This window comes from Pantoea agglomerans (assembly GCF_021397715.1).
Lineage (GTDB): Bacteria > Pseudomonadota > Gammaproteobacteria > Enterobacterales > Enterobacteriaceae > Pantoea > Pantoea astica.
In genome coordinates, this window is the sequence record NZ_CP090207.1 from 1,039,886 (window position 1) to 1,062,834 (window position 22,949).

Here is a 22,949-nt window from a genome sequence, read left to right on the forward strand (position 1 = left end):
TGTCGCGATCCGGGCGTTTTTTACCTTTCTCTACAAGGTTAGCTTAACGCATCCTGCAGCGACAGTTTCAGGCTGACAATACCGTCATCCAGTTGAATATCAACATGAAAGTTGAGCTTGCGCGCCAGGGTAATCATGCCGCGATTATGCGGCATAGTGATACCGTTCAATTGTTGCAAGCCGTGATGCCGGGTATAGCGGATCATCTTTTCCAGCAACCGACGGCCCATGCCGAGCCCTTTAAGATCGGAGCGCACCAGCACGGAAAACTCGGCGTCAATGTTATCAGCATCAGAGATGGCGCGGGTCACGCCGATAATCTCTGGCTTGCCCTGCTGCTGACGCACCGCCACGATCGCCATCTCCCGGTCATAGTCGATTTGCGTCATGTTGGCGAGATCCTCATGCGTAAACTCGCTGATTTCGCTGAAGTAGCGGTAATAGAGATCTTCTTTGGTCACCTGGCCAATAAAGTCGCGTAGCAGCGGTTCATCTTCAGGCAGGATCGGGCGGAACAGGCAGCTCTGCCCATCCTTTAACTGCACCTGTTCTTCCAGATGCTGCGGATAGGGGCGGATTGCCAGTCGTGCTTCGTTATCGCCACTGAACGGTGCCAGCGTGAGCGTGACATCCAGCAGCGTAAAGTCGTTACCGGCCGCCAGCAGCGGATGAATATCCAGCCGCTGAATCTCCGGGCAGTCCACCACCAGGTTGGAAACCTGCACCAGCAACTGACTGAGACCGGCGATATCCAGCGGATTGAGGGCGCTTCGGCTGCGAATCTTGCCGCTTTTAATCGCCTGGATCACCAGATAGCGCGCCAGAGTCATATTCAGCGGCGGCAGCGCCACGGCGGCTTGTTTATCCGCCTGCCATTCAACACCGCCTTCGCCCAGCATAATGACCGGACCGAATAGTGCATCCTGTTCCACCACCACCCGCAGTTCCTGCGCTCCGGCCCGGTTCGCCATGCTTTGCACCAGCAGGCCTTCAATCCGCGCCTGCGGGAGCGTCTGACGCACCCGATCAAAGATTGCCTCCGCGGCGCGTTCGACTTCGCTGGCGTTGCGAAGATAGAGCATCACACCCTGGACATCTGATTTATGGGCGATATCGGGCGAGCGCAGCTTCAGCGCCACCGGATAGCCAATCTGATCGGCAATGGCCACCGCTGCGGCGCTGTCGCTGGCGATCCAGGTCGGCAGCGTCGCCAGCCCGTAGGCCTGAAGCACCGGCTGCACCTCATGGGTATCCAGCGCCGTAATGCCGCGATCGAGCGCCTGCGACAGCAGCTGGTGGGCGTGTGCGCTGTCCTGGGTCAGGCTGGCTGGCAGAGCGGGCGTCTCACGCAGTTGCTTCTGATTGCGCCGATATTCAACCTGATGCATAAACGCGGTCACGGTGCCTTCCGGCGTCCGCCAGGTCGGAATTCCCGCCTGGGTAAAAGCACGGCGCGCGGCCTGAGAGGAGAATTCGCCGCTCCAGTTGGTCAGCAGCGTGACCTGCTTGCCGCGCGGGTGCGCCGCAATGGCGGCGATGAGACGCTCGGCCGTTTCGGTCGCGGGCGCGACCGCGCTCGGGGCATGAATAATCATCAGCGCATCCAGCTCATGACTGTCGAGCAAACACTCGACGCAGGCCACGTAGCGATCCGGTGTCGCGTCATCTTTTAAATCCAGCGGGTTGCCGTGACCGGCACCGGCGGGCAGCAGCGTCTCCAGTTGCTGACGCATCTCATCACTAAGCTGGGCGAGCTTGCCGTTACGCGCATACAGCTCGTCCAGCGCCAGCGCAGCGGGCGCCGCACCGTTACTGATAATCATCAACCGTTCACCGCGCAGCGGCCGCATGTGGCTCAGCGACTCGACGGCAGAGAAGAGTTCATGAGTATCCTGCACCCGCAACAGGCCTGCGCGCTGAATGGCCGCGTCCCAGGCCGCATCCAGCCCGCTGTGGCTGCCGAGCAGCGCCTGCGCCTGACGGCTGCGGCCGCTCTTGATCACCAGAATGGGCTTATTACGTGATGCGCTACGCGAGGCGGAAACAAAGCGCCGGGCATCGCTGAGATGTTCGAGATAGAGCAGGATGGCGCTGGTTTTACCGTCGCGCGCCAGAAAATCGAGCAGATCATCCACATCAGTGTCCAGGCTATCACCCAGTGCGATAAACCAGGAGAAGCCGAGATTGCGCTGTTGCGCCCAGTCGAGGATGGTATTGGAGACCGCGGCGGATTGTGAAATGAATGCGATGCGCCCTTTGGCAATCGGCACCGGCGAGAAGCTGGCGTTCAGCCCCTGCCACGGTGCCAGCAGGCCCAGACTGTTCGGTCCCAGCAGCCGTATCTGCCACTGGCTGGCGCAGGCTTTGAGTTCTTCCCGCTGGCTGGCGGGAGCAGAGAGAATAATGCAGGCCTTGCAGCCTTTTTCACCCAGCTGCTGCAGCAGTGTCAGATTACGTTTAGAGTGGGTGCAGATGATAGCCAGATCCGGCGCAAACGGCAGACTGTCGATGTCAGGCCAGGCCAGCACGCCACTGACGGCTTTGTATTTGGGCGTGACCGGTAATACCGGACCGCTAAAACCGCCGGCCAGCAGATTACGCATCATAAAGTAACCGGCACGTCCCGGAGTTACCGAGGCGCCGATTACCGCAATGGATTTGGGTCTTAACAGCGCTTCCAGTCCGCGTTGGCTCATCTCGCCCTCCAGAGATCGGGATTTGCGTGATTGTAAACGCTTTTCGCCGTCAGTGCTTCCGGGCAGATCGCAGGCTGAGCAATCGAACCCGCTCAGCCGGCGACGACGCTCAACACCGGCATCGCTTAACCTGAGGTGGGATGATGCGGCTTGCCGGCCAGATAGGCGGCGCGGAACTGTTCAAAATGGTGGGATAACGCCTGGGCCGCCGGGCGATCGCCCGCCTGTTCCAGCAGCGCCGCCGCCACTTCAGCGGTGCAGTGCTGGCCCTCGCCGTGCGCCTCTCGCAGCGTATAGCGCGACGGGGCCGTTACCGTCAGCGACATCACCGGCAGGGCGTCGAGCCACGGGCTTTTGCGAAACATCTTCCGCGCCTCGGTCCAGGTGCCATCCAGCATAATAAACAGTGGAGGTTTGCCGCTGCGTGGCGGGGCGGTCAGCACTTCGCGGCCGGGGTCGGCATAGGCGGCCGGAAAGACCACCAGCGGCTGATAATCAGGGTTGCGTACCGCGTCGAGCAGCAGCGGGTCGGGCTCAGTGCGCGACCAGCCGAAGGCCTGGGTATCCGGCAGGATATCGGCAATCAGGCGGCCAGTGTTGCTCGGCTTCATCGGCTCGGTATCGAACATCACCAGGCAAAAGCGGCTGCGCGCCGTTTGCGGCACGATTTCACTGCAGAGACAGTTTTTCTCAGGCAGCAGACAGCCCTGACAGCGCAACACGCGATTACCGCGCGCAAGAAAGGGGCGGGTGGCACGGGCAAGACGTTGGGTGCGCAGGCGCAAAACAGCATTATCAGACATGAGTATTCAGGGCAGGAAAAACCACAGTGTAATCGAAGCGTCGCCGAAAAGGAAAAGGCCAGCGAGGCTGGCCTTAGCGGATTAAAGTGACTCGTCGAGCCACTCGTTGAAGGGCGCTTTGGGCATCGCGCCATTCAGCATATCGACCATCTCGCCGTTCTTAAACAACATAATGGTCGGAATACTGCGAATGCGGAAACGGCTACTGAGCGCCGGTTCTGCTTCGGTATTCACCTTAATAAAGCGAACCTTACCGTTGCGTTCGCCGGCGACCTCTTTAAACACCGGCGCGAAGTTAACGCAGGGACCGCACCACGGTGCCCAGAAGTCGACCACGACCGGCAGATCGTCCTGCAGATATTTGTCTAAGGTGGCGGCGGTCGCGCTCACCACGTCGCCATCAAACAGTCCGTGTCCACAGCGACCACATTTTGCGCCTTCGGCAAGCCGTTCTTCCGGAACGCGATTAGTTGCCTGACAGGAAGCGCATACCGTATTCATAGAAACCTCTGATGTTGGAATGTGTCGTTCTGGTAATATTGTCCATTATGAAAGGGGGCGAATGCCCTCTCAATCTGGATCGCTCTATAGGTTCAATAGTTGATAGCTAAGCGCCAGCACATCAGGTAATCTGCGCGCTCTCAATGCAGGAGGAACATATGAACGACGAATTTAAAGGCAAAAGCGGCAAGGTCAAAGTGATGTACGTACGTGGCGAGGATGATAAGAGCGCGCGTGCGCCTAATCCGCGTACCGGCAAAGGTGGCCGTCCTGCTGCCCGTCAGGATGATAATCGTCGTTCTTCTGGCCCCCGCACTGAACGTAATGAAGAGGGCGGACGCCCGGCTGGCCGTCGTAGCGATGACGGCGCCCGCAGCGGCTCAGCCCGTCGCGACGAAGGCGGTCGTGGCGCACCACGCCGTAGCGGTGAAGGCGCAGGTCGCCGTAACGAGCGCGCGGATGATAATCGGGGTGCTTACAGCAACAGCGATTCGCCGTGGCGTACCGTGTCACGCGCACCGTCAGAGCGTCCGGCTGCGACAGAAAGCGATAAGCCCGATCACGGTGGCATCAGCGGTAAGAGCTTTGTCGATCCCGAGCAGATCCGTCGTCAGCGTAACGAAGAGACGCGCGTCTATGGTGAGAACGCCTGTCAGGCGCTGTTCCAGAGCCGTCCTGAAGCGATTGTGCGCGCCTGGTTTATTCAGGAAGTGACACCGCGTTTCCGCGAAGCGCTGCGCTGGCTGGCGGCCAACCGCAAAGCCTACCATGTGGTCGAAGATGCAGAGATCACCAAAGCCTCCGGTACTGAGCATCATGGCGGCGTCTGCTTCCTGATCAAAAAGCGCATGGGCATGGCCGTATCAGAGTGGCTGGGTCAGGCGGGCACCAAAGATTGCGTGCTGGCGCTGGAAGATGTCAGCAACCCGCACAACCTCGGCGCGATTATGCGTAGCTGCGCGCATTTCGGCGTGAAAGGTCTGCTGGTCAATGACGCCTCTCTGCTGGAGTCGGGTGCCGCAGTCCGTACCGCTGAAGGCGGCGCGGAACATGTGCAGGCAATCAGCGGCGCGACCTTTAGTGAAGGTCTGGAAGCGTTCCGGAAAGCCGGTTACACCATCGTGACCACCTCCAGCCATCAGGGTACGCCGCTGGCGAAAGCGGAGCTGCCGGCCAAAATGGTGCTGGTGCTGGGTCAGGAGCGTGAAGGTCTGTCTGACAGCGCCTTCCAGCAGGGTGATATGAGCGTATCGATTGGCGGTACCGGTAACGTTGAAAGCCTCAACGTATCGGTGGCGACCGGCGTGCTGCTCGCCGAATGGTGGCGTCAGAACGCATAAAAAAAAACGGGCCGAAAGGCCCGTTTTGCTTTGTCACATCAGTGCGCACCACCGCCACCGCCGCCTGCGGTAAACGGCGGGCGGGCAAACCAGATCAGCACCAGCAGAATCAAAAAGACCCCCGCCGACGCCCAGAAAATTTCATTCGCTGAAATAATCAGTCCCTGATTGGTAATCTGCTGGGCGATCCAGGCCGACGCCTGCTGCTGCGTCATTCCCATACTTTCCAGCTGGCTATACATCTGCTGCGAATTGACGTTGTACGGGGTGATCGACTCCGTCAGGTAGCTATGATGCATCGACTCGCGGTTACTCCACATGGTCGTGGTAATCGACGTTCCCACCGAGCCTGCAAAGGTACGCATAAAGTTCGACAGGCTGGAGGCAGCGGCCATGCGCTCCGGCGGCAATCCCGATAGCGTAATGGTGGTCAGCGGCATAAAGAAGCAGGCCACGGCAAAGCCCTGAATAAACTGCGGCCAGGCGGAGGCGCCAAAGTCCATTCCCGGTTCAAACGTATACGCGCGCCAGTAGAAGCAGACGGCATACATAATGAAGCTGAACGTGACCAGCCGTCGCATGTCGAGCTTATGGGCAAAGCGTCCGATGATCGGCGACAGGATCACCGGCAGAATCCCCACCGGCGCAGACGCCAGACCGGCCCAGGTTGCGGTGTAGCCGTAGACCTCCTGCAACAGCTGCGGCAACAGAACAATCGAGCCGAAGTAGAGCATATAAGCCAGACTGATCGACAGGCAGCCAATGGTGAAGTTGCGCGACTTAAACAGCGACAGGTCAATGATCGGGTGATCGTCAGTCAGCTCCCACACCAGCAGGACTGACAGCGCAATCACGGCCACTACCCCGAGCACGATGATCTCGGACGAGTTAAACCAGTCGAGCTCCTTTCCGCGATCCAGCATCACCTGCAAACAGCCGATCCCCACCACCAGCAGCACCAGCCCGACCATATCGATCCGCCGGATTTCGGTTTTGGTTTCCCGGCCTCGCAGGGTTTGCAGCGTCAGTATCACCACCGCCACACCAATCGGCACGTTGATAAAGAAGATCCAGCCCCAGTGATAGTTATCGCTGATCCAGCCGCCCAGTATCGGGCCACAGATCGGTGCGACGATCACCGTCATCGCCCACAGCGACAGCGCAACACTGCGCTTGGCGGGCGGATAGTTGTTGAGCAGCAGACTTTGCGACAGCGGGATCAATGGACCCGCGACGATCCCCTGAATGACGCGGAAGAAGATCAGCATCTCCAGGCTGTCTGACATGCCGCACGCCCAGGAGGCGATAGCAAACAGAATGGTGGACCAGGTAAAGAGCTTCACTTCACCGATGCGTTTTGCCAGCCAGCCGGTCAGCGGGATCGAGATCGCATTGGCCACACCAAACGAGGTGATGACCCAGGTGCCCTGCGAGTTCGAGGCACCGAGATTACCGGCGATAGTGGGGATAGCCACGTTGGCGATGGTCGAGTCCAGTACCTGCATGAACGTCGCCAGCGACAGCGCAATGGTCATTAAGACCAGCGGCATCCCTTCAAGCGGTTTTTGTGCCATTACAGCCTCCGCGTCATCATCCGGCGTTGGCGCGGACGATATCGGTGATCAGCTGATTGACCGGCGCAAGGTCAATCGCCAGCGCATTGCTGCTGTAAGCCGCCTGCTGACGCACGCTGGTCGCCAGGGTGCTGCCCTCTGCGCTGGTGGTATCGATTTTCACCAGCGTCGACAGACCAATACGCAACGGATGCTGGGCGATATCCTGCGGGTTAAGCTCGATACGCACCGGCAGACGCTGAACCACTTTGATCCAGTTACCGGTGGCGTTCTGTGCCGGCAGCAGGGAGAACGCACTGCCGGTACCCATATCTAACCCGACCACTTTACCGTGGTAGACCACGTCATCGCCGTAGATATCAGCAACCACCGTGGCGGGCTGACCGATGCGCACGCCTGCCAGCTGAGTCTCTTTAAAGTTGGCGTCGATCCACAGATTCGTTGCAGGCACGACAGCCAGCAGCGGCGTGCTGGGGGAGATTTGCGAGCCGACCTGCACGCTACGACGCGAGACAAAACCGTCCATCGGGCTACGGATGTCGGTACGCTGCAGCGCCAGCCAGGCATCACGCAGTTCCGCGGCGCTCTGTTTCACCGCCGGCTGGTTTTCCAGCGAGGTATTGAGGATCATCGCCTGATTGGCGTTGTACTGCTGTACCGCTACGTCCAGTTCAGCTTTGGCAGAGGCCACCGCGTCGCGGGCGTGCTGCAACTCTTCACGACCAATCAGATTCGACGCACCCAGCGGCTCACGACGCTTCAGGTCAGCTTCTGCCTGAGCCAGCGCCGTCTGCCGTAAGGTGATGGTGGCCTGATACTGCCTGGCGTTGATCATCAGTTGATGGGTCTGGCGGACGCTGGTGGCCAGCGCGGTTTGCGCTTTTTCAAACGCCTGTTCCGCATCGGTTTTATCCAGCGAAACCAGCACATCGCCTTTTTTAACGAAGTCGGTATCTTCAAACCAGACTTTATTGACGCTACCGGAAACCTGCGCCATCACCTGCACCTGATTCCCCGCCACGTAGGCGTCGTCAGTTTCCTGAAAATGGCGCAGCACCAGGAACCAGTAAACTCCCCAGGCAATACCAATCAGCACAAAGATCAGCGCCAGCACGATGAGCACACTTTTGCGCTTCTTCTTTTTGTTCGCTGACGGTTGCGGGCTTTGTGCTTCTGCCGTTGCACTCATGTCTTTCTCCACGTTTTCCATTTAGTCGGGATGCAGGAATCCATTCCCGCCAGCGCCCGAGTCGAAAAAGCCAGCGACTGAGCGCTGGCCGGATAAAAAAGGAAATTAAAATAACGGTTTCGACAGGTGATTGTGTCGCACTTCTTGCTATTAGCGGGACAGTGAGGCGATCAACTGATCTTCATCCATTTTATCGAGGCGGTTAAGTAACTTACGGGTGATGCCTTCCAGCTGGGACTTCTCATCGACCGACAGTGACGACCAGAGATATTGCAGGCTCTGATGCTGGGGTGGCAGCAGCTGACGCAGGAACTCATTGCCTTTTTCGGTCAGGTGCAGGTGCAGACAGCGACGGTCGTGATCGCTTTCGCGGCGCTCGATCCAGCCGCGCTTTTCCAGCTCATCAGCAATACGCGTGGCGTTGGTACGTGATGAACCCAGTGCCGAGCTCAGCTCTGACGGCTGAATACTCTGGTTCTCCTGCGCATCCAGCGTAATCAATGCCATGAACAGGGTTTCGTTGATTCCCTGGGCCTTCAGCATCTTGTTGCGGTTGTCCAGCAGTTTACCCTGCATGTGCATACAGAGACGCGTCAGGATAATTTCCTGCAACGGAAAATCCTTATGGCGATTGGCACGGATGTTAAGCATCTGCTCAATGGGAGTAAACGAACTTTCCATTAAAAAAAACCTCACTAATTGCAACTTGTATAATAACTATGGTGACAGATTAAGCGTAGTCACATTTTCGGCAGGTGAGAGCGGATACGGTCACACTGCCACCAACAGGCGACTCCAGGCCATTCCCTGGCCCTGGGTTAAAAACCCGTACGCCCGGCGACAGTGAACGTGCCGGGACGTGATCAAAAAGGTGTCGAATTTAATAATTTCGCGAGGAAAAATAACTGAAGTGAATAGGTTTATCACTAACCATAACAAACCTAACCATTTGTGACCAGACTCAATCAGCTATCCGGCCTGCGCTTCAGCTCATTTTTGCCTGCTCAAATCGCTGGCCGTTAAACCAAATCAACAGGTTAACCAGCGTCAGCACGACGCCTGCGCTACATACGCCGTACCAGCCTGACAGATGGTAGGCGGTGGCGGAAAGCAGTGAACCCACTGCGCCGCCGATAAAATAACTGGTCATGTAACCGGCATTAAGGCGGTTACGCGCGTCCGGCAACTGGGCATAAATCACGCTTTGATTGGTGATATGCACCGCCTGTACCGCCAGATCCAGCAACAGGATGCCGACAATCAGTGCCGCCAGAGAGTGCGCGCCCAATGCGATCGGCAGCCACGACAGCAGCATAATCAGCAGGCCGACGCGGGTAGTCAGCTTCGCTTTGCCTTTATCCGCCAGTGAACCCGCCTGACGTGCCGCCAGCGCACCCGCGGCACCCACCAGCCCCAGCAGGCCAATTTCACCTTCTGAAAAGTGGTAAGGCGGAGCAGAAAGCAAAAAGGCCATCGAGGTCCACAACAGGCTGAAGTTGGCAAAAGAGAGACAGCCGGTCCAGGCGCGGGTCCGGATCACCCGATTGCTGGCGTAAAGCCTGAAAATAGATGTCAGCAGCTGGCGGTAACTCATCGTCACCGACACGCTGACGCGCGGCAGGAAGTGCCACAGCGCCAGCGCCATGACGCCCATCAACAGGCTGGCGGTCCAGTAAACCGTGCGCCAGCCGCCGAGTTGCGCCAGTCCACCGGCCACGGTTCGCGCCAGCAGGATACCCAGCAGCAGGCCACTCATCACCGTGCCGACAATTTTGCCACGCCGTTCCGGTGCGGCCAGAGTGGCGGCCAGCGGCACCAGAATCTGCGCCGCCACCGAGAACAGACCGGTCATTAGCGTGCCGAGCAGCAAAAACAGGAAAGAGTGCGACAGGGCGATCATCACCATGCCTGCCGCCGCCAGCAGGATCATGGTGACGATCAGGCTGCGGCGTTCCAATCTGTCACCCAGCGGCACCAGCAGCAACAGTCCGCAGGCGTAACCCAGCTGCGCCGTGGTTACGATAAAACCGGCGAGGCTGACAGAGAGATCGAACTGATGAGCAATGGTACTGAGCAGAGGCTGGACGTAATAGTTGCTGGCAACGGAAAGCCCGGTGGCCACCGACATCAGCATAACCAGAGCAGGCGTCAGACCCTGACGGGAAGCATTCATAAACAACAACGGCAGCTAATAATCATAAGATGGTAATAATAACTCAAAAAACTATTTCACACGCATCTTTATTAACAGGCCATACCAGTTTGCTTAACAGACACAAAAAAGGGCGGACAAGGTCCGCCCTGAGGGAGAAGAGAGGCGTTACTTCGCGGCGGCCTGGGCGTCACTGACCCACTTATCAAATTCTGCCTGATGGGCTTTGATCCAGCCATCGACGTGACCATTGATCGCCTCTTCTGACGACTGGCCGGCATGCATCGCGGCGTTTTCCGCATTGATATCGGCCAGTGGCAGTTTCATCTCTGCGAACAGTTTTGCCGCCGCCGGGTTTTTCTCAGCCCAGGCTTTATTCGCCACAATGTGCATGGTGTTGACCGGGAAGCCGTAGTTAGCGCCGTTAGCCAGTTTAGTATCGACGTTTTTCTGCTCGCCCGGCATGGAAGAGAACGGCACCTGCAGCCAGGTGACATCGCGGCCCGGCTTCATCACGTCGCTGACCCAGTAAGGCGTCCAGGTGTAATAGAGGATCGGCTTAGCCTGCTTAAAGCGGGTAATGGTGTCGGCAATCATCGCGGAATAGTTCCCCTGATTGTGCTCAACGGTTTTACTCAGGCCAAAGGCTTCGATCTGATGATTAATCACCGCTTCACAGCCCCAGCCTGGAGTACAACCGGTCAGGTCCGCCTTGCCGTCGCCGTTGGTATCAAACAGCGCGGCGATCTTAGGATCTTTCAGCTGTTCAATATTGGTGATGTGGTACTTTTCTGCGGTTTTTTTATCGATCAGATAGCCCTGGGCGGCACCGGTGACGTAAGTCCCCTGGCGATAAAACTTCGCATCACCGCCTGCGGCTTTATACATATCATCGTGCAGCGGCTTCCAGTTGGTGGCAATAAAGGTCGCATCGCCAGCGGCAATCGAGGTATAGCCGACGTTGTAATCCACTTCACTCGGTTTCTCTACCTGATAACCGAGTTTTTCCAGCGCGCGGCTGACAATCAGCGTCTGGAAGGTTTCTTCAGAAATGGTGCTCTGAATGGGCTTCACCGTGATGCCTTTGCCGGGCAGATCGGCTGCAGAGGCCTGTGAAACAGTCAATGTGGCTAACACGGCGGCGAGCAGAGGAGCTGTCTTGCGCATAGTGATTCCTTATTTTTTGCGAGCGGGCGACACGCGGGTGCCGCCCGAAAACTCATTTCTTACGAAACGGAGAGAGGATCAGGCCAATCGGGCCGCTGTGGTACCAGTGACGGTTGCCACGGCTGCGGTTATCACGGCCAAAGGATTGAGTCAGACGATCGAGGATGATGGCGAGGATCACAATGCCGACGCCGCCGACGGTCGCCAGACCCATATCGAGACGGCCAATGCCGCGCAGGACCATCTGGCCCAGACCGCCGACGGCAATCATCGAGGCAATCACCACCATCGACAGCGCCAGCATCAGGGTCTGGTTAACGCCTGCCATAATGGTCGGCATCGCCAGCGGTAGCTGCACTTTAAACAGCAGCTGACGCGGACTGGCACCGAAGGATTCACTCGCTTCGATCAGGTCGGCAGGCACCTGCTTAATCCCGAGAATCGTCAGACGCACAATCGGCGGCAGGGCAAAGATAATGGTGACCACCACGCCAGGCACGTTGCCGATACCAAACAGCATGACAATCGGCACCAGATAAACGAAGGCGGGTGTGGTCTGCATCGCATCCAGCAGCGGCCTGACAATGCGTGCGGCGCGCTGACTGCGGGCCAGCCAGATCCCCAGCGGCAGGCCGATCAGGATACAGAACAGCAGCGCGGTGAGAACCAGCGCCAGCGTCACCATCGCCTGCGACCAGGCACCAATCGCACCAATCAGCACCAGCGAAATCAGCGTTGCGATCCCCATTGCCGGGCTGGCAATCTGCCAGGCGATCAGCGCGAAGACCAGGATGGCTACCGGCGCGGGCATCCCCAGCAGCAGTTGCTGGAACGCGCTAAGAATATAATCGACCGGTACCCGAATCCCCTGGAACAGCGGACGAAAGTGATTCACTACCCAGTCGATACCGTTAGTCACCCAGTGATCGAGCGGTATCCAGGTTTTGTGAAACGGGTCCAGAAGATTGAAATGTTCTGGCTGGGCCGCCGGTGCGCTGTGCAGCCAGTCACTGCTGGCGGCATCCGGTGTCGCGCTGCCATCCGGCGCGCCCCAGGCGTCAGCGCCGCCGCTGGTGGCCGGTGCGGCCTGGCTGCTGGTGGGAGCAGCACTGGCGGTATCCCACGGATTGCTGGTTTCCTGACTCATGGCTGGGCTCCTTCACGATCTAATGCGCGCAACAGCGTGCTTTTGGAAATGATACCGACGTACTGATTTTCTTCTCCGACTACCGGCACCGCGCAGGGCGCCTGAGCAACGTGAGAGAGCAAATCGTTGAGTGAGGTATCGGCAGGAACCGCCACGGGTGCGTCGAGCAGCGCGCTGTCCAGCCCTTCGCCGGCTGCCAGCGCCGCTTTCAGTGAATCCGTGGAGACCACACCGATGAATTTCTGCTTCTCCAGCACGTAGCCGTAATCGCGATCTTCATCCTGTAGCAGTTTGATGGCGGAGCGTGGACCAAAACCGGCCGCTTTGCGGATTAACGCGCCGGCGCTGCGACGGGCGATATCTTTGGCGCTGAAGACGTGGCTGATATCGACGCCGCGGAAGAAAGTGCGCACGTAGTCATTGGCGGGATTATTCAGGATCTCATCGGGTGTGCCGACCTGCACCACTTCGCCGCCCTGCATAATGGCAATACGATCGCCAATACGCATCGCTTCATCCAGATCGTGGGAAATAAAGACGATGGTGCGCTGATGGCGGGCCTGTAAATTGACCAGCTCATCCTGCATTTCGGTTCGAATCAACGGGTCCAGCGCAGAGAAGGCTTCATCCATTAATAATATGTCGGGATTAATCGCCAGCGCGCGGGCTAATCCAACACGCTGACGCATGCCGCCGGAAAGTTCATCCGGGTAAGCATGAGCATAATTCTCCAGGCCAACCTGGCGTAACGCCTCTAATGCTTTTTCCTGCCGTTCAGCCAGCGCTATTCCGGCTAATTCCATGCCGAAGGCGGTATTATTTATGACATTCATATGCGGCATCAAAGCAAATGACTGGAATACCATGCTGATTTTATTTCGGCGAACTTCGCGCAGTTCGCTATCCGATATTTTCGCAATATCGACACCATCAATAATCACCTGGCCGCGTGTCGGCTCTATCAGACGATTGAGAAGGCGAACCATGGTCGATTTTCCTGAACCGGATAACCCCATGATGACGAATATCTCGCCTTCTTCAATGGCCAGACTGGCGTTCTTTACTCCGAGAGAAAGACCGGTCTTCTCCAGAATCACATCTTTGGTTGCACCCTGTTCAATATATTTAAATGCGCGATCCGGATTGTCGCCAAATATCTTATAGAGGTTCTTTACTTCGAGTTTTATTGCCATGCAGTCATTAAATCCTGGTTAAATTATTTAATATTATTCTGCCTGTCCCGCTGAAATTTGAGCAGGCCATACCGTAGCATACTGAGATTATCTGACAACCCTGATGGCGGATATTGGCGTAGCCGCTGGCGGGCTGATGCCGATTATCGCCAGTGCTCACAAGGGATCAGCGCAGATTAATTTTTTATGAAAGGAAGTGGAATTTATTGGCCTTCTGGCCGGTTTTCGGCCGTAAAGGCGGGAAATTAGCGCCTGCAAACGGGAAATATTACCGAAATAATGGCGCCTGACAGCGTAAAATAATTATCTGAATAATCGCAAATTTCAGGTGAATAATTGCCACTGATCAAAAACTCTTTTGACCGGCTGAAGTGCAGCGAAAAAAAGGGTTTCGCGAGGCGGCACGAGCTGCCATCTGCTCAACTAAACCGCAACTGGCGGGCAGGGAAGGGGATACCGGTAAGGTCCGGGCGCGGTGGCAGCACGCCCGGCAGGGATCAGAAGTTCCAGTCTTCGTCTTCGGTTTCGACCGCTTTTCCCATCACATAGGAAGAGCCGGAACCGGAGAAGAAATCGTGATTTTCATCCGCGTTCGGTGAAAGCGCAGACAGGATAGCCGGATTCACCGCCGTGAGTTCCGCCGGGAACAGTGCCTCATAACCCAGGTTCATCAGCGCTTTGTTGGCGTTATAGTGCAAAAAGGTTTTCACCTCTTCGACCCAGCCGACATCAGCATAGAGCGCTTCGGTATAGGCGACTTCATTCTCATACAGCGCCAGCAGCAGGTCGTAAGCGAACTGTTGCAGTTCCTCGCGACGCAGATCGTCAGCGGTTTCCAGCGCTTTCTGGAACTTATAACCGATGTAGTAACCGTGGACCGCCTCATCACGAATAATCAGACGGATCAGATCGGCGGTATTGGTCAGCTTGCCGCGGCTTGACCAGTACATCGGCAGCCAGAAGCCAGAGTAGAACAGAAACGACTCCAGAAACACGCTGGCGATTTTTTTCTTCAGCGGATCATCTGCCCGGTAGTGCTCAAGAATGATGCGCGCTTTGTTTTGCAGCGGCACATTCTCTTCGCTCCACTGGTAGGCCGCATCGACATCCTGCGTATTACACAGGGTCGAGAAGATCGAACTGTAGGAGCGGGCATGAACCGCCTCCATAAAGCTGATGTTCGACAGCACCGCCTCTTCGTGTGGCGTCAGCGCATCCTCCATTAGCCCCGGCGCGCCAATCACATTCTGAATGGTGTCGAGCAGCGTCAGGCCAGTGAAGACGCGGATGGTCAGCTGTTGCTGCTGGTTATCCAGCGTCTGCCAGGCGGGCAGATCGTTGGAAAGCGGCACCTTTTCCGGTAGCCAGAAGTTGCTGGTGAGACGGTTCCAGACCTCAAGATCTTTCTCATCCTGAATCCGGTTCCAGTTAATTGCCTGAATTTGTTTTAGTTGCATAGTTTTTATCACAGTGCGCAGGAGACGCAGCCCTGAACCTCTGTGCCTTGTAGCGCCATCTGGCGCAGACGAATGTAATAGAGCGTTTTGATGCCTTTTTTCCACGCGTAAATCTGCGCTTTGTTGATGTCACGCGTGGTGACGTCATCGCGGAAGAACAGCGTCAGCGACAGGCCCTGATCGACGTGCTGCGTGGCTTCGGCGTAGGTATCAATAATCGCTTCCGGCCCAATCTGATACGCATCCTGATAGAGATCGAGATTGTCGTTGGTCATAAACGGCGCGGGATAATAAACGCGACCGGTTTTGCCCTCTTTGCGGATCTCAATGCGCGAGACGATCGGATGAATGCTCGATGTCGCATGGTTGATATAGGAGATCGAACCGGTCGGCGGAATCGCCTGCAGGTTCTGATTAAACAGACCGTGCTGCATCACCGCGTCACGCAGCGCCTGCCAGTCCGCCTGGGTCGGCAGCGTAATACCGGCATCCGCAAACAGTTGCGCGACGCGTTCGGTGCGCGGACGCCATTCACGCTGAATGTATTTATCGAAATAGCGACCGCTGGCGTACTGCGAGTCAGCAAAACCGTCGAAGCTCTGCTGACGTTCGCGAGCCAGCTGGTTCGAGGTGCGCAGCGCGTAATAGGTGATGCAATAGAAGTAGAGATTGGTGAAGTCGAGCGCTTCCGGCGAGCCGTAGGCCATGCCTTCACGCGCCAGATAGCCGTGCAGATTCATCTGACCGAGGCCAATCGCATGTGAGCGACGGTTACCTTCGGCTACCGACGGTACCGAGCCGATCTCGCTCATCATGGAAACCGAGGTCAGAGCGCGCACGGCCACATCAACGGTGCGCGCCAGGTCTCGCGAATCCATCGCGTGGGCAATATTCAGCGAGCCGAGGTTACAGGAGATATCTTTGCCAACCCGGCGATAGCTGAGATCGTCAAAGTACTCGCTGGCGCTGTTCACCTGCAGAATCTCGGAGCAGAGGTTACTCATATTGATGCGACCGGCGATCGGGTTACTGCGGTTCACGCTGTCCTCAAACATAATGTAGGGATAGCCGGACTCGAACTGAATCTCAGCCAGCGTCTGGAAGAAATCACGCGGCTGAATATAGGTTTTACGGATACGCGCATCCGCCAGCATCTCGTCATATTTTTCGCTGATGCTGATATCGCCAAACGCCTGGCCGTAGATACGCTCCACGTCATAGGGTGAGAACAGTGCCATCGGCTTGTTCTCTTTCGCCAGCTGGAAGGTGATATCGGGGATCACCACGCCGAGCGACAGGGTTTTGATGCGGATCTTCTCATCGGCATTTTCGCGTTTGGTGTCAAGGAAACGGAAAATGTCGGGATGGTGAGCGTTAAGCCATACCGCGCCTGCGCCCTGACGCGCGCCGAGCTGATTGGCGTAGGAGAAAGCATCTTCCAGCATTTTCATTACCGGGATCACGCCCGATGACTGATTTTCGATGCGTTTGATCGGTGCGCCCGCCTCGCGCAGGTTCGACAGCAGGAAGGCGACGCCGCCGCCGCGTTTCGACAGCTGTAACGCCGAGTTCACCGCCCGGCCAATCGACTCCATATTGTCTTCAATACGCAGCAGGAAGCAGGAGACCAGTTCGCCGCGCTGTTGCTTACCGCAGTTAAGGAAGGTTGGCGTCGCAGGCTGGAACCGACCGCTGAGCATCTCTTCCAGCAGCAAACGCGCCAGGTTTTCGTCACCCTGCGCCAGCGTCAGCGCCACCATGCAGGCGCGCTGCTCAAAGGTTTCGAGATAGCGTTTGCCGTCAAAGGTCTTCAGCGTGTAGCTGGTGTAATATTTCCAGGCACCGAGAAAGGTTTTAAATTCAAAGCCGCGGTTATCCGCCACCTCATGCAGCGCCAGCAGGAAGTCGAAATCGTACTGGTTCAGCACCTCCGCTTCGTAATAACCTTCCGCCACCAGGTAGCGCAACCGCTCAGCGGTAGTGGCGAAAGGCACCGTATTGGGCTGCACATGCTGCAGGAAAAACTGACGCGTCGCTTCCTGATCCTTATCGAACTGAATCCGGCCGTCGGCATCGTACAGGTTGAGCATGGCGTTAAGCGCGTGGTAATCCAGCGTCACGGCGTTGAGGGTATCTGTTGTTGCCAAAATTGGGTTACTCCCGCTTTAACTTTCGCGATATCGTCGGGGGTTCCCATCAGCTCAAAACGATAGAGGCAGGGAACCTGACATTTTTTTGCAATGATGCTGCCGGCCAGGCAGTAACCGGCACCGAAATTACGGTTACCGGCGGCTATCACCCCACGAATCCCGCGGCGGTTGCCTTCATCATTCAGAAACTGGATCACCTGGCGCGGCACTGCGCCACGGCTACTGCCCCCGCCATAGCTCGGCACCACCAGAATGTAAGGCTGGCTGGTGTGTAACTGCTGTTTAGCATCGAGCGGAATGCGCCGGGCCGGCAAGCCCAGGCGCAGGATGAAGCGGTGGGTGTTTTCCGACTGGCTGGAAAAGTAGACCAGTGGGAACATCGCCTTAGCCTCCGACAGCAGAGAGCTGGCGCAGCGAGGCGATTTTATCCGGGCGGAAGCCGCTCCAGTGATCATCATCGGCCATCACCACCGGCACCTGGCGATAGCCCAGCGTTTTCAGGTTGTCGATCGCTTCTGGCTGGTTATCCAGATTGATCAGTTGATAGGCGATGCCCTGACGGTCCATGGCATTTTTAGTGGCGTTGCACTGGACACAATTATCTTTAGTGTAAATAATAATGCGCATGATTCGTATTTCCCTCTGTATGCGGTTCTGATGCCGGGAAACGAAGCAGAAGTGGTAAATATCGGGCTTCGTCTGGGCGGACATCGACTGTCGTGCTGATGAGGTAAATACTAGATGTAGCGTTTTATTGGGTCAAGCCCACCAGATATAGGGTTTTGAGATTTGCATTTGCCGGAACGGGACAAAGCCAGTGACGCTGCGCCTTCAGGGCCGAAAAAATGATTTGTAAATATTGGCGCTCAAAAAATGGGCATAAAAAAGCCCCGCACAGGGCGAGGCTCAGAGAAGGTGGAGGCGTTTTAGCGGCGTGAAGCCAGCAGTACACCAAACACCAGACCGATGGCGGCACCGACGCCGACACCGTGCCACGGCTTATCATGCACATAGGTATCAACCTGTGTACCGGCATCACGGGCGACCTGCGCCACACGGTTGCTGCCGCCGTTCAGTTTTGCGCGAGTCTGTTTCAGCAGAGCTTCTGCCTGGCTGCGTGCGGAGTCCACTTCATCTTTGGCATCACTGCCGTAAGATTTCAGCAGTGCTTCAAGTGAATCAGCGAGTTCGTTAACATCCTGATTGATATCAATGTCATCGTTTTTTACGGTTCGATTAAACATTTTTTGGCTCCCTTTGTTTTAAAACGTAATACTAGTGTAGACGACCTTGAGATAAACGAGACGCGAGAGTGGCCTTTAGGGAAAATTCCGAATGCCCACTCTGTCATGCTGTTGTAAGGTTGCGAAGCTTTTGAAAGAGGAGAGGATCGAGCATGTATTTACGACCAGATGAGGTAGCGCGCGTACTGGAAAAAGCGGGTTTTGAAGTAGACGAAATAACGCCACGGGCATATGGCTATCGCCGGGGTGACAACTACGTTTATGTGAATCGCGAAGCGCGCATGGGGCGCACGGCGCTGGTGATTCACCCGACACTGAAAGAGAAGAGCCAGCCGTTCGCTGAACCGGCTTCTGAAATGAAGACCTGCGATCACTACACCCAATTCCCTCTCTACCTGGCGGGTGATTCACAGGAACACTACGGCATCCCGCACGGATTCAGTTCCCGCATGGCGCTGGAACGCTATTTACAGAGCGTTTTCGGCTAACGCATCAGGCCCCGCCGCGACGGGGCACTGAACGCATCGGTTATCCTCCCATCCCGCCAGTCCATTGCAATTCCCGCCTGTGACGCGTATAAAACTCTCCACTATAGATGTTTAGACGTCCATACGGATAAAAGTGATGAGCGAACAGCAAAACCCCGCGCAGGATCAATTCAAACGCACCATGAAAGTGCGCCATCTGGTGATGTTATCGCTGGGCGGCGTCATTGGCACCGGGCTGTTTTTTAACACCGGCTACATTATCTCCACCACCGGCGCGGCCGGAACCCTGCTGGCTTACCTGATTGGCGCATTAGTGGTGTGGCTGGTGATGGTCTGCCTCGGCGAGCTCTCTGTGGCGATGCCGGAAACCGGCGCCTTCCACGTTTACGCGGCGCGCTATCTCAGCCCGGCAACCGGTTACACCGTGGCCTGGCTCTACTGGCTGACATGGACCGTGGCGCTGGGCTCCAGCCTGACGGCGGCGGGCTTCTGTATGCAGTACTGGTTTCCGCAGATCCCGGTCTGGATCTGGTGCCTGGTGTTCTGCTGTGCAATCTATCTGCTGAATGTCATCTCGACCCGCTTCTTCGCGGAAGGGGAGTTCTGGTTCTCGCTGATCAAAGTGATCACTATCGTTGCCTTCATCGTGCTGGGCGGTGCCGCGATGTTCGGCTTCATCCCGATGAAAGATGGCACGCCCGCGCCGGGTCTGAGCAATATCACCGCGCACGGCTGGCTGCCGAACGGCGTGTTGCCGATCCTGATGACCATGGTGGCGGTGAACTTTGCCTTCTCCGGCACCGAACTGATTGGCATCGCGGCCGGTGAAACCCAGCAGCCAGAGAAAGTGCTGCCGCTGGCGATCCGCACCACCGTAGCCAGGCTGATCATCTTCTTTATCGGCACGGTGTTTGTACTGGCAGCGCTGATCCCGATGGATCAGGCCGGGATCGTTAAAAGTCCGTTTGTGCTGGTCTTTGAAAAGATCGGCGTGCCCTGGGCGGCGGATATCATCAACTTTGTTATCCTGACCGCCATTCTGTCAGCCGCCAACTCCGGACTCTATGCCTCCGGCCGGATGCTCTGGTCGCTGGCGAATGAAAATACCCTGCCGCGCGCTTTTGCCCGGGTGAATCAGCGCGGCGTACCGCTGCTGGCGATTACCGTCAGCATGATTGGCGGATTGCTGGCGCTGATCTCCAGCGTGGTCGCGCCGGATACGGTGTTTGTGGCGCTGTCGGCGATCTCCGGTTTTGCGGTGGTCGCCGTCTGGCTCAGCATCTGCGCTTCCCATTTTGTCTTCCGTCGCCGTCATCTGCAGCAGGGAAAATCGCTGGCGCAACTGGCCTACCGTGCGCCGCTCTATCCGCTGACGCCGGTGCTCGGGTTTCTGCTCTGTCTGCTGGCCTGCGTCGGCCTGGCGTTCGATCCGACCCAGCGCATCGCCCTGTGGTGCGGCATTCCGTTTGTGCTGCTCTGCTATGCCGCTTACCATCTGACCCATAAATCATCGCCAAAGCCTGAGGAGGCTAATGATGTCGCATAATCCTGTCGCGCAGGCTCTGTCTGAATCGCCGCTGCTGATCCTCGATGGCGCGCTGGCCACCGAACTGGAAGCGCGTGGCTGCCAGCTGGCCGATGCGCTGTGGTCAGCCAAAGTGCTGATGGAGAATCCTGAACTGATCTATCAGGTGCACTACGACTATTTTGTCGCCGGCGCACGCTGTGCGATTACCGCCAGCTATCAGGCAACGCCGCAGGGCTTTGCCACACGCGGGCTGGATCAGGCGCAGTCGCTGGCGTTGATTGCGCAGAGCGTTGCACTGGCGCGGCGCGCGCGCGAAGATTATCTGGCGACGCAATCTCAGGAGAAAACCCTGCTGGTGGCGGGATCGGTCGGGCCTTACGGGGCATTTCTGGCGGATGGATCGGAGTATCGCGGCGACTACGCGCTGCCGGAAGCGGAGATGATGGCGTTTCATCGCCCGCGCATCGCGGCGCTGCTGGAGGCCGGAGCCGATCTGCTGGCCTGCGAGACGCTGCCATCTTTTGCTGAAGCGCAGGCGCTGGCAAAACTGCTGACCGAATTTCCGCACAGCGCCGCCTGGTTCTCGTTTACGCTGCGCGACGCGGGCCACATCAGCGACGGAACGCCGCTGTCAGAGGTGGTCGCCTGGCTGAACACTCAGCCGCAGGTGGTGGCGCTGGGCGTCAACTGCGTAGCGCTGGAGAGCGTGACGCCAGCGCTGCAGCAGCTCCAGTCGCTGACCAGCAAGCCGCTGGTGGTCTATCCCAACTCCGGCGAACAGTATGACGCCAGCAGCAAAACCTGGCATTCAGCGCCGTCGGGCTGCACCTTGCATGACAAGCTGGATGAGTGGCAACAGGCGGGCGCGAAGTTGATCGGCGGCTGCTGTCGCACCTCACCCCAGGACATCGCGGCTATCGCGCACGCTTGTCAACCGCAATAAGATGGCTGAATCGGGCGATGATAGCCCGATTGAGGCGCGTGAAAAGGCGGGAAGGGCGGTTTACACTGTGCTTCCTGACCTTTTTGCGGAACCCTTCATGAAACAGCGAATTCTGGCTCTGGCCGCCGCACTGCTGCTTAGCGGCTGTGCCACCATTGTCGGCAATGAAACCCAACTGGTCCGCATCGACTCGCTGCCGCAGGGTGCGCGCTTTACCGTACAGGATGAACGCGGTTTCGCGGTTGCACAGGGTTTCACGCCGCAGACCGTTGAGCTGGCGAAATCCACCGGTCGCTACTTCGGCAAGAAACACTATCTGCTGATGCTGGAGTGTCCTGGCTATGTGCCGGTGACGATGCCGATCGAAGCACGCGCGAACCTGTGGTACTTGCTGGGCAACATTCCGCTGGGCGGTTTCCCCGGCTGGCTGCTGGTCGATCCTTTCTACGGCGGCATGTACGACCTCAAGCCAGAGCATCCACGTCCGTTTATGAACCCGGTCGGCGCGCGCGGCTGATTACTGCGCGGTTGGCTTCACCATTCCGCCTGGCGTTTTATGGCGCTCCAGATACTGATGCTGGAAAATGCACATGCGGATGGTGTTACGGTATTCCCCGTTAATAAAAAATTCATGCTTCAGCACGCCTTCGATCTCGAAGCCGAGCTTGGTATAGATGTGGATCGCCTTCTCATTCTCCTGATCGACAATCAGGTAGAGCTTATAGAGATTCAGCACCGAGAAGCCGTAATCCATCGCCAGTTTAGCCGCCTGGGTCGCCAGGCCTTTGCCCTGATGCGCCGGATCGATGATGATCTGAAACTCGGCGCGGCGATGAACGTGATTGATCTCGACCAGCTCAACCAGTCCCGCTTTCTGCCCGCTGTGCTCCACCACAAAGCGCCGTTCAGTCTGATCGTGAATGTGCTTGTTGTAGAGATCCGACAGTTCAACAAAAGCCTCATACGGCTCCTCGAACCAGTAGCGCATCACGCTGGCGTTGTTGTCTAACTGATGCACAAAGTGCAGATCTTCCCGCTCAAGCGGACGCAGTTTAACCGTCATTTTCTTTTCCTTCCGTTACAAGATGGCGGCGAGTATACCGCACCCGTCAGATGACAATATTGCGCAGGATGCACTAACTGAACGCATCACCACGGCTGACTCTTTGCGCAACAGTGAGCTTTACCTGCGGGATAAGGAAGCTGGCGCAGGGTTGTCTGGATAAGACGATACCACCGTGAAATGTTCGCCGGGTGACAGGCGCAGAAGAGGGCAAAGTGCAGCGGTGTTGATGACGGCAACCCGCAGCATGCTGCTGCAGGCGGAGATTAGCGGCTCGATCCGCAGTGAAACTTTACAGTCGCTGCAGCCGTCAA

General features: G+C 57.2%; 21 protein-coding genes. 5 read left to right on the forward strand and 16 right to left on the reverse strand.

Going from position 1 to position 22,949, the window contains the following annotated elements; genetic code table 11:
* Nucleotides 1-38 precede the first annotated feature (38 nt).
* The 3 genes from LZU96_RS05045 to trxC form a co-directional block, all read right to left on the reverse strand.
* Nucleotides 39-2,696 (reverse strand): bifunctional acetate--CoA ligase family protein/GNAT family N-acetyltransferase, encoded by a 2,658-nt coding sequence (locus tag LZU96_RS05045; protein ID WP_233987321.1) that lies wholly within the window; start codon nucleotides 2,694-2,696, stop codon nucleotides 39-41.
* A 125-nt stretch (nucleotides 2,697-2,821) separates the two neighbouring features.
* Nucleotides 2,822-3,499, reverse strand: a complete 678-nt coding sequence (locus tag LZU96_RS05050; protein ID WP_233987322.1) for a tRNA-uridine aminocarboxypropyltransferase — start codon at nucleotides 3,497-3,499, stop codon at nucleotides 2,822-2,824.
* 81 nt (nucleotides 3,500-3,580) lie between these two features.
* Nucleotides 3,581-4,000, reverse strand: coding sequence for a thioredoxin TrxC (trxC, locus tag LZU96_RS05055; protein ID WP_233987323.1), 420 nt, complete (start codon nucleotides 3,998-4,000; stop codon nucleotides 3,581-3,583).
* Nucleotides 4,001-4,158: 158 nt separating this feature from the next.
* Between trxC and LZU96_RS05060 the strand changes: the two genes are divergently transcribed.
* Nucleotides 4,159-5,340 carry a tRNA/rRNA methyltransferase gene (locus tag LZU96_RS05060; RefSeq protein ID WP_233987324.1) on the forward strand — a complete coding sequence of 394 codons (1,182 nt, stop codon included), beginning with the start codon at nucleotides 4,159-4,161 and terminating at the stop codon, nucleotides 5,338-5,340.
* A gap of 38 nt (nucleotides 5,341-5,378) precedes the next feature.
* On the opposite strand, the gene emrB is transcribed toward LZU96_RS05060, so the two are convergent.
* The 12 genes from emrB to LZU96_RS05120 form a co-directional block, all read right to left on the reverse strand.
* Nucleotides 5,379-6,914 carry a multidrug efflux MFS transporter permease subunit EmrB gene (emrB, locus tag LZU96_RS05065; protein ID WP_233987325.1) on the reverse strand — a complete coding sequence of 512 codons (1,536 nt, stop codon included), beginning with the start codon at nucleotides 6,912-6,914 and terminating at the stop codon, nucleotides 5,379-5,381.
* Nucleotides 6,915-6,930: 16 nt separating this feature from the next.
* Nucleotides 6,931-8,103 carry a multidrug efflux MFS transporter periplasmic adaptor subunit EmrA gene (gene emrA / locus LZU96_RS05070; protein ID WP_233987326.1) on the reverse strand — a complete coding sequence of 391 codons (1,173 nt, stop codon included), beginning with the start codon at nucleotides 8,101-8,103 and terminating at the stop codon, nucleotides 6,931-6,933.
* Nucleotides 8,104-8,253: 150 nt separating this feature from the next.
* Nucleotides 8,254-8,784, reverse strand: a complete 531-nt coding sequence (mprA, locus tag LZU96_RS05075; protein WP_031376453.1) for a transcriptional repressor MprA — start codon at nucleotides 8,782-8,784, stop codon at nucleotides 8,254-8,256.
* Nucleotides 8,785-9,088: 304 nt separating this feature from the next.
* The gene (locus LZU96_RS05080; RefSeq protein ID WP_233987327.1) at nucleotides 9,089-10,276 is read right to left on the reverse strand and encodes an MFS transporter; all 1,188 of its coding nucleotides are present in this window, start codon (nucleotides 10,274-10,276) and stop codon (nucleotides 9,089-9,091) included.
* Nucleotides 10,277-10,423: 147 nt separating this feature from the next.
* Complete coding sequence (gene proX, locus LZU96_RS05085) at nucleotides 10,424-11,422, reverse strand: glycine betaine/L-proline ABC transporter substrate-binding protein ProX (protein WP_233987328.1); 999 nt, start codon at nucleotides 11,420-11,422, stop codon at nucleotides 10,424-10,426.
* A 52-nt stretch (nucleotides 11,423-11,474) separates the two neighbouring features.
* Entirely contained in the window at nucleotides 11,475-12,569 is a 1,095-nt protein-coding gene (gene proW / locus LZU96_RS05090; RefSeq protein ID WP_233987329.1) for a glycine betaine/L-proline ABC transporter permease ProW, read from the reverse strand.
* Nucleotides 12,566-13,762, reverse strand: a complete 1,197-nt coding sequence (gene proV / locus LZU96_RS05095; protein ID WP_233987330.1) for a glycine betaine/L-proline ABC transporter ATP-binding protein ProV — start codon at nucleotides 13,760-13,762, stop codon at nucleotides 12,566-12,568. The genes proW and proV overlap by 4 nt, the downstream gene beginning before the upstream one ends.
* Nucleotides 13,763-14,259: 497 nt before the next feature.
* The gene (gene nrdF / locus LZU96_RS05100) at nucleotides 14,260-15,219 is read right to left on the reverse strand and encodes a class 1b ribonucleoside-diphosphate reductase subunit beta (RefSeq protein WP_233987331.1); all 960 of its coding nucleotides are present in this window, start codon (nucleotides 15,217-15,219) and stop codon (nucleotides 14,260-14,262) included.
* Between the two features lie 8 nt (nucleotides 15,220-15,227).
* Nucleotides 15,228-17,366 carry a class 1b ribonucleoside-diphosphate reductase subunit alpha gene (gene nrdE / locus LZU96_RS05105; protein ID WP_233987332.1) on the reverse strand — a complete coding sequence of 713 codons (2,139 nt, stop codon included), beginning with the start codon at nucleotides 17,364-17,366 and terminating at the stop codon, nucleotides 15,228-15,230.
* Nucleotides 17,336-17,749, reverse strand: coding sequence for a class Ib ribonucleoside-diphosphate reductase assembly flavoprotein NrdI (nrdI, locus tag LZU96_RS05110; RefSeq protein WP_094119807.1), 414 nt, complete (start codon nucleotides 17,747-17,749; stop codon nucleotides 17,336-17,338). The genes nrdE and nrdI overlap by 31 nt, the downstream gene beginning before the upstream one ends.
* Nucleotides 17,750-17,753: 4 nt before the next feature.
* Nucleotides 17,754-17,996: a glutaredoxin-like protein NrdH gene (nrdH, locus tag LZU96_RS05115; protein WP_233987333.1), complete on the reverse strand. Its 243-nt coding sequence runs from the start codon at nucleotides 17,994-17,996 to the stop codon at nucleotides 17,754-17,756.
* A gap of 299 nt (nucleotides 17,997-18,295) precedes the next feature.
* Nucleotides 18,296-18,613 carry a DUF883 family protein gene (locus tag LZU96_RS05120; RefSeq protein ID WP_233987334.1) on the reverse strand — a complete coding sequence of 106 codons (318 nt, stop codon included), beginning with the start codon at nucleotides 18,611-18,613 and terminating at the stop codon, nucleotides 18,296-18,298.
* Between the two features lie 152 nt (nucleotides 18,614-18,765).
* Between LZU96_RS05120 and LZU96_RS05125 the strand changes: the two genes are divergently transcribed.
* The 4 genes from LZU96_RS05125 (at nucleotide 18,766) to LZU96_RS05140 (ending at nucleotide 22,089) form a co-directional block, all read left to right on the forward strand.
* Nucleotides 18,766-19,101: a DUF2002 family protein gene (locus LZU96_RS05125; RefSeq protein WP_031376461.1), complete on the forward strand. Its 336-nt coding sequence runs from the start codon at nucleotides 18,766-18,768 to the stop codon at nucleotides 19,099-19,101.
* Between the two features lie 133 nt (nucleotides 19,102-19,234).
* Nucleotides 19,235-20,647 carry an S-methylmethionine permease gene (mmuP, locus tag LZU96_RS05130; protein ID WP_409520430.1) on the forward strand — a complete coding sequence of 471 codons (1,413 nt, stop codon included), beginning with the start codon at nucleotides 19,235-19,237 and terminating at the stop codon, nucleotides 20,645-20,647.
* Nucleotides 20,637-21,572: a homocysteine S-methyltransferase gene (gene mmuM, locus LZU96_RS05135; protein WP_233988131.1), complete on the forward strand. Its 936-nt coding sequence runs from the start codon at nucleotides 20,637-20,639 to the stop codon at nucleotides 21,570-21,572. Before mmuP ends, mmuM begins: the two co-directional genes overlap by 11 nt.
* 97 nt (nucleotides 21,573-21,669) lie before the next feature.
* Nucleotides 21,670-22,089, forward strand: coding sequence for a hypothetical protein (locus tag LZU96_RS05140; RefSeq protein ID WP_233987336.1), 420 nt, complete (start codon nucleotides 21,670-21,672; stop codon nucleotides 22,087-22,089).
* Here LZU96_RS05140 and speG read toward each other — a convergent pair whose 3' ends face one another.
* Entirely contained in the window at nucleotides 22,090-22,635 is a 546-nt protein-coding gene (gene speG, locus LZU96_RS05145; RefSeq protein WP_003850356.1) for a spermidine N1-acetyltransferase, read from the reverse strand. It abuts the gene before it with no gap.
* Nucleotides 22,636-22,949: the final 314 nt, after the last annotated feature.

Coding starts and splice junctions, on each gene's coding strand:
- LZU96_RS05045 (WP_233987321.1), bottom strand. CDS start 2,696: ATGAGCCAACGCGGACTGGAAGCGCTGTTAAGACCCAAATCCATTGCG.
- LZU96_RS05050 (WP_233987322.1), bottom strand. CDS start 3,499: ATGTCTGATAATGCTGTTTTGCGCCTGCGCACCCAACGTCTTGCCCGT.
- trxC (WP_233987323.1), bottom strand. CDS start 4,000: ATGAATACGGTATGCGCTTCCTGTCAGGCAACTAATCGCGTTCCGGAA.
- LZU96_RS05060 (WP_233987324.1), top strand. CDS start 4,159: ATGAACGACGAATTTAAAGGCAAAAGCGGCAAGGTCAAAGTGATGTAC.
- emrB (WP_233987325.1), bottom strand. CDS start 6,914: ATGGCACAAAAACCGCTTGAAGGGATGCCGCTGGTCTTAATGACCATT.
- emrA (WP_233987326.1), bottom strand. CDS start 8,103: ATGAGTGCAACGGCAGAAGCACAAAGCCCGCAACCGTCAGCGAACAAA.
- mprA (WP_031376453.1), bottom strand. CDS start 8,784: ATGGAAAGTTCGTTTACTCCCATTGAGCAGATGCTTAACATCCGTGCC.
- LZU96_RS05080 (WP_233987327.1), bottom strand. CDS start 10,276: ATGAATGCTTCCCGTCAGGGTCTGACGCCTGCTCTGGTTATGCTGATG.
- proX (WP_233987328.1), bottom strand. CDS start 11,422: ATGCGCAAGACAGCTCCTCTGCTCGCCGCCGTGTTAGCCACATTGACT.
- proW (WP_233987329.1), bottom strand. CDS start 12,569: ATGAGTCAGGAAACCAGCAATCCGTGGGATACCGCCAGTGCTGCTCCC.
- proV (WP_233987330.1), bottom strand. CDS start 13,762: ATGGCAATAAAACTCGAAGTAAAGAACCTCTATAAGATATTTGGCGAC.
- nrdF (WP_233987331.1), bottom strand. CDS start 15,219: ATGCAACTAAAACAAATTCAGGCAATTAACTGGAACCGGATTCAGGAT.
- nrdI (WP_094119807.1), bottom strand. CDS start 17,749: ATGTTCCCACTGGTCTACTTTTCCAGCCAGTCGGAAAACACCCACCGC.
- nrdH (WP_233987333.1), bottom strand. CDS start 17,996: ATGCGCATTATTATTTACACTAAAGATAATTGTGTCCAGTGCAACGCC.
- LZU96_RS05120 (WP_233987334.1), bottom strand. CDS start 18,613: ATGTTTAATCGAACCGTAAAAAACGATGACATTGATATCAATCAGGAT.
- LZU96_RS05125 (WP_031376461.1), top strand. CDS start 18,766: ATGTATTTACGACCAGATGAGGTAGCGCGCGTACTGGAAAAAGCGGGT.
- mmuM (WP_233988131.1), top strand. CDS start 20,637: ATGTCGCATAATCCTGTCGCGCAGGCTCTGTCTGAATCGCCGCTGCTG.
- LZU96_RS05140 (WP_233987336.1), top strand. CDS start 21,670: ATGAAACAGCGAATTCTGGCTCTGGCCGCCGCACTGCTGCTTAGCGGC.
- speG (WP_003850356.1), bottom strand. CDS start 22,635: ATGACGGTTAAACTGCGTCCGCTTGAGCGGGAAGATCTGCACTTTGTG.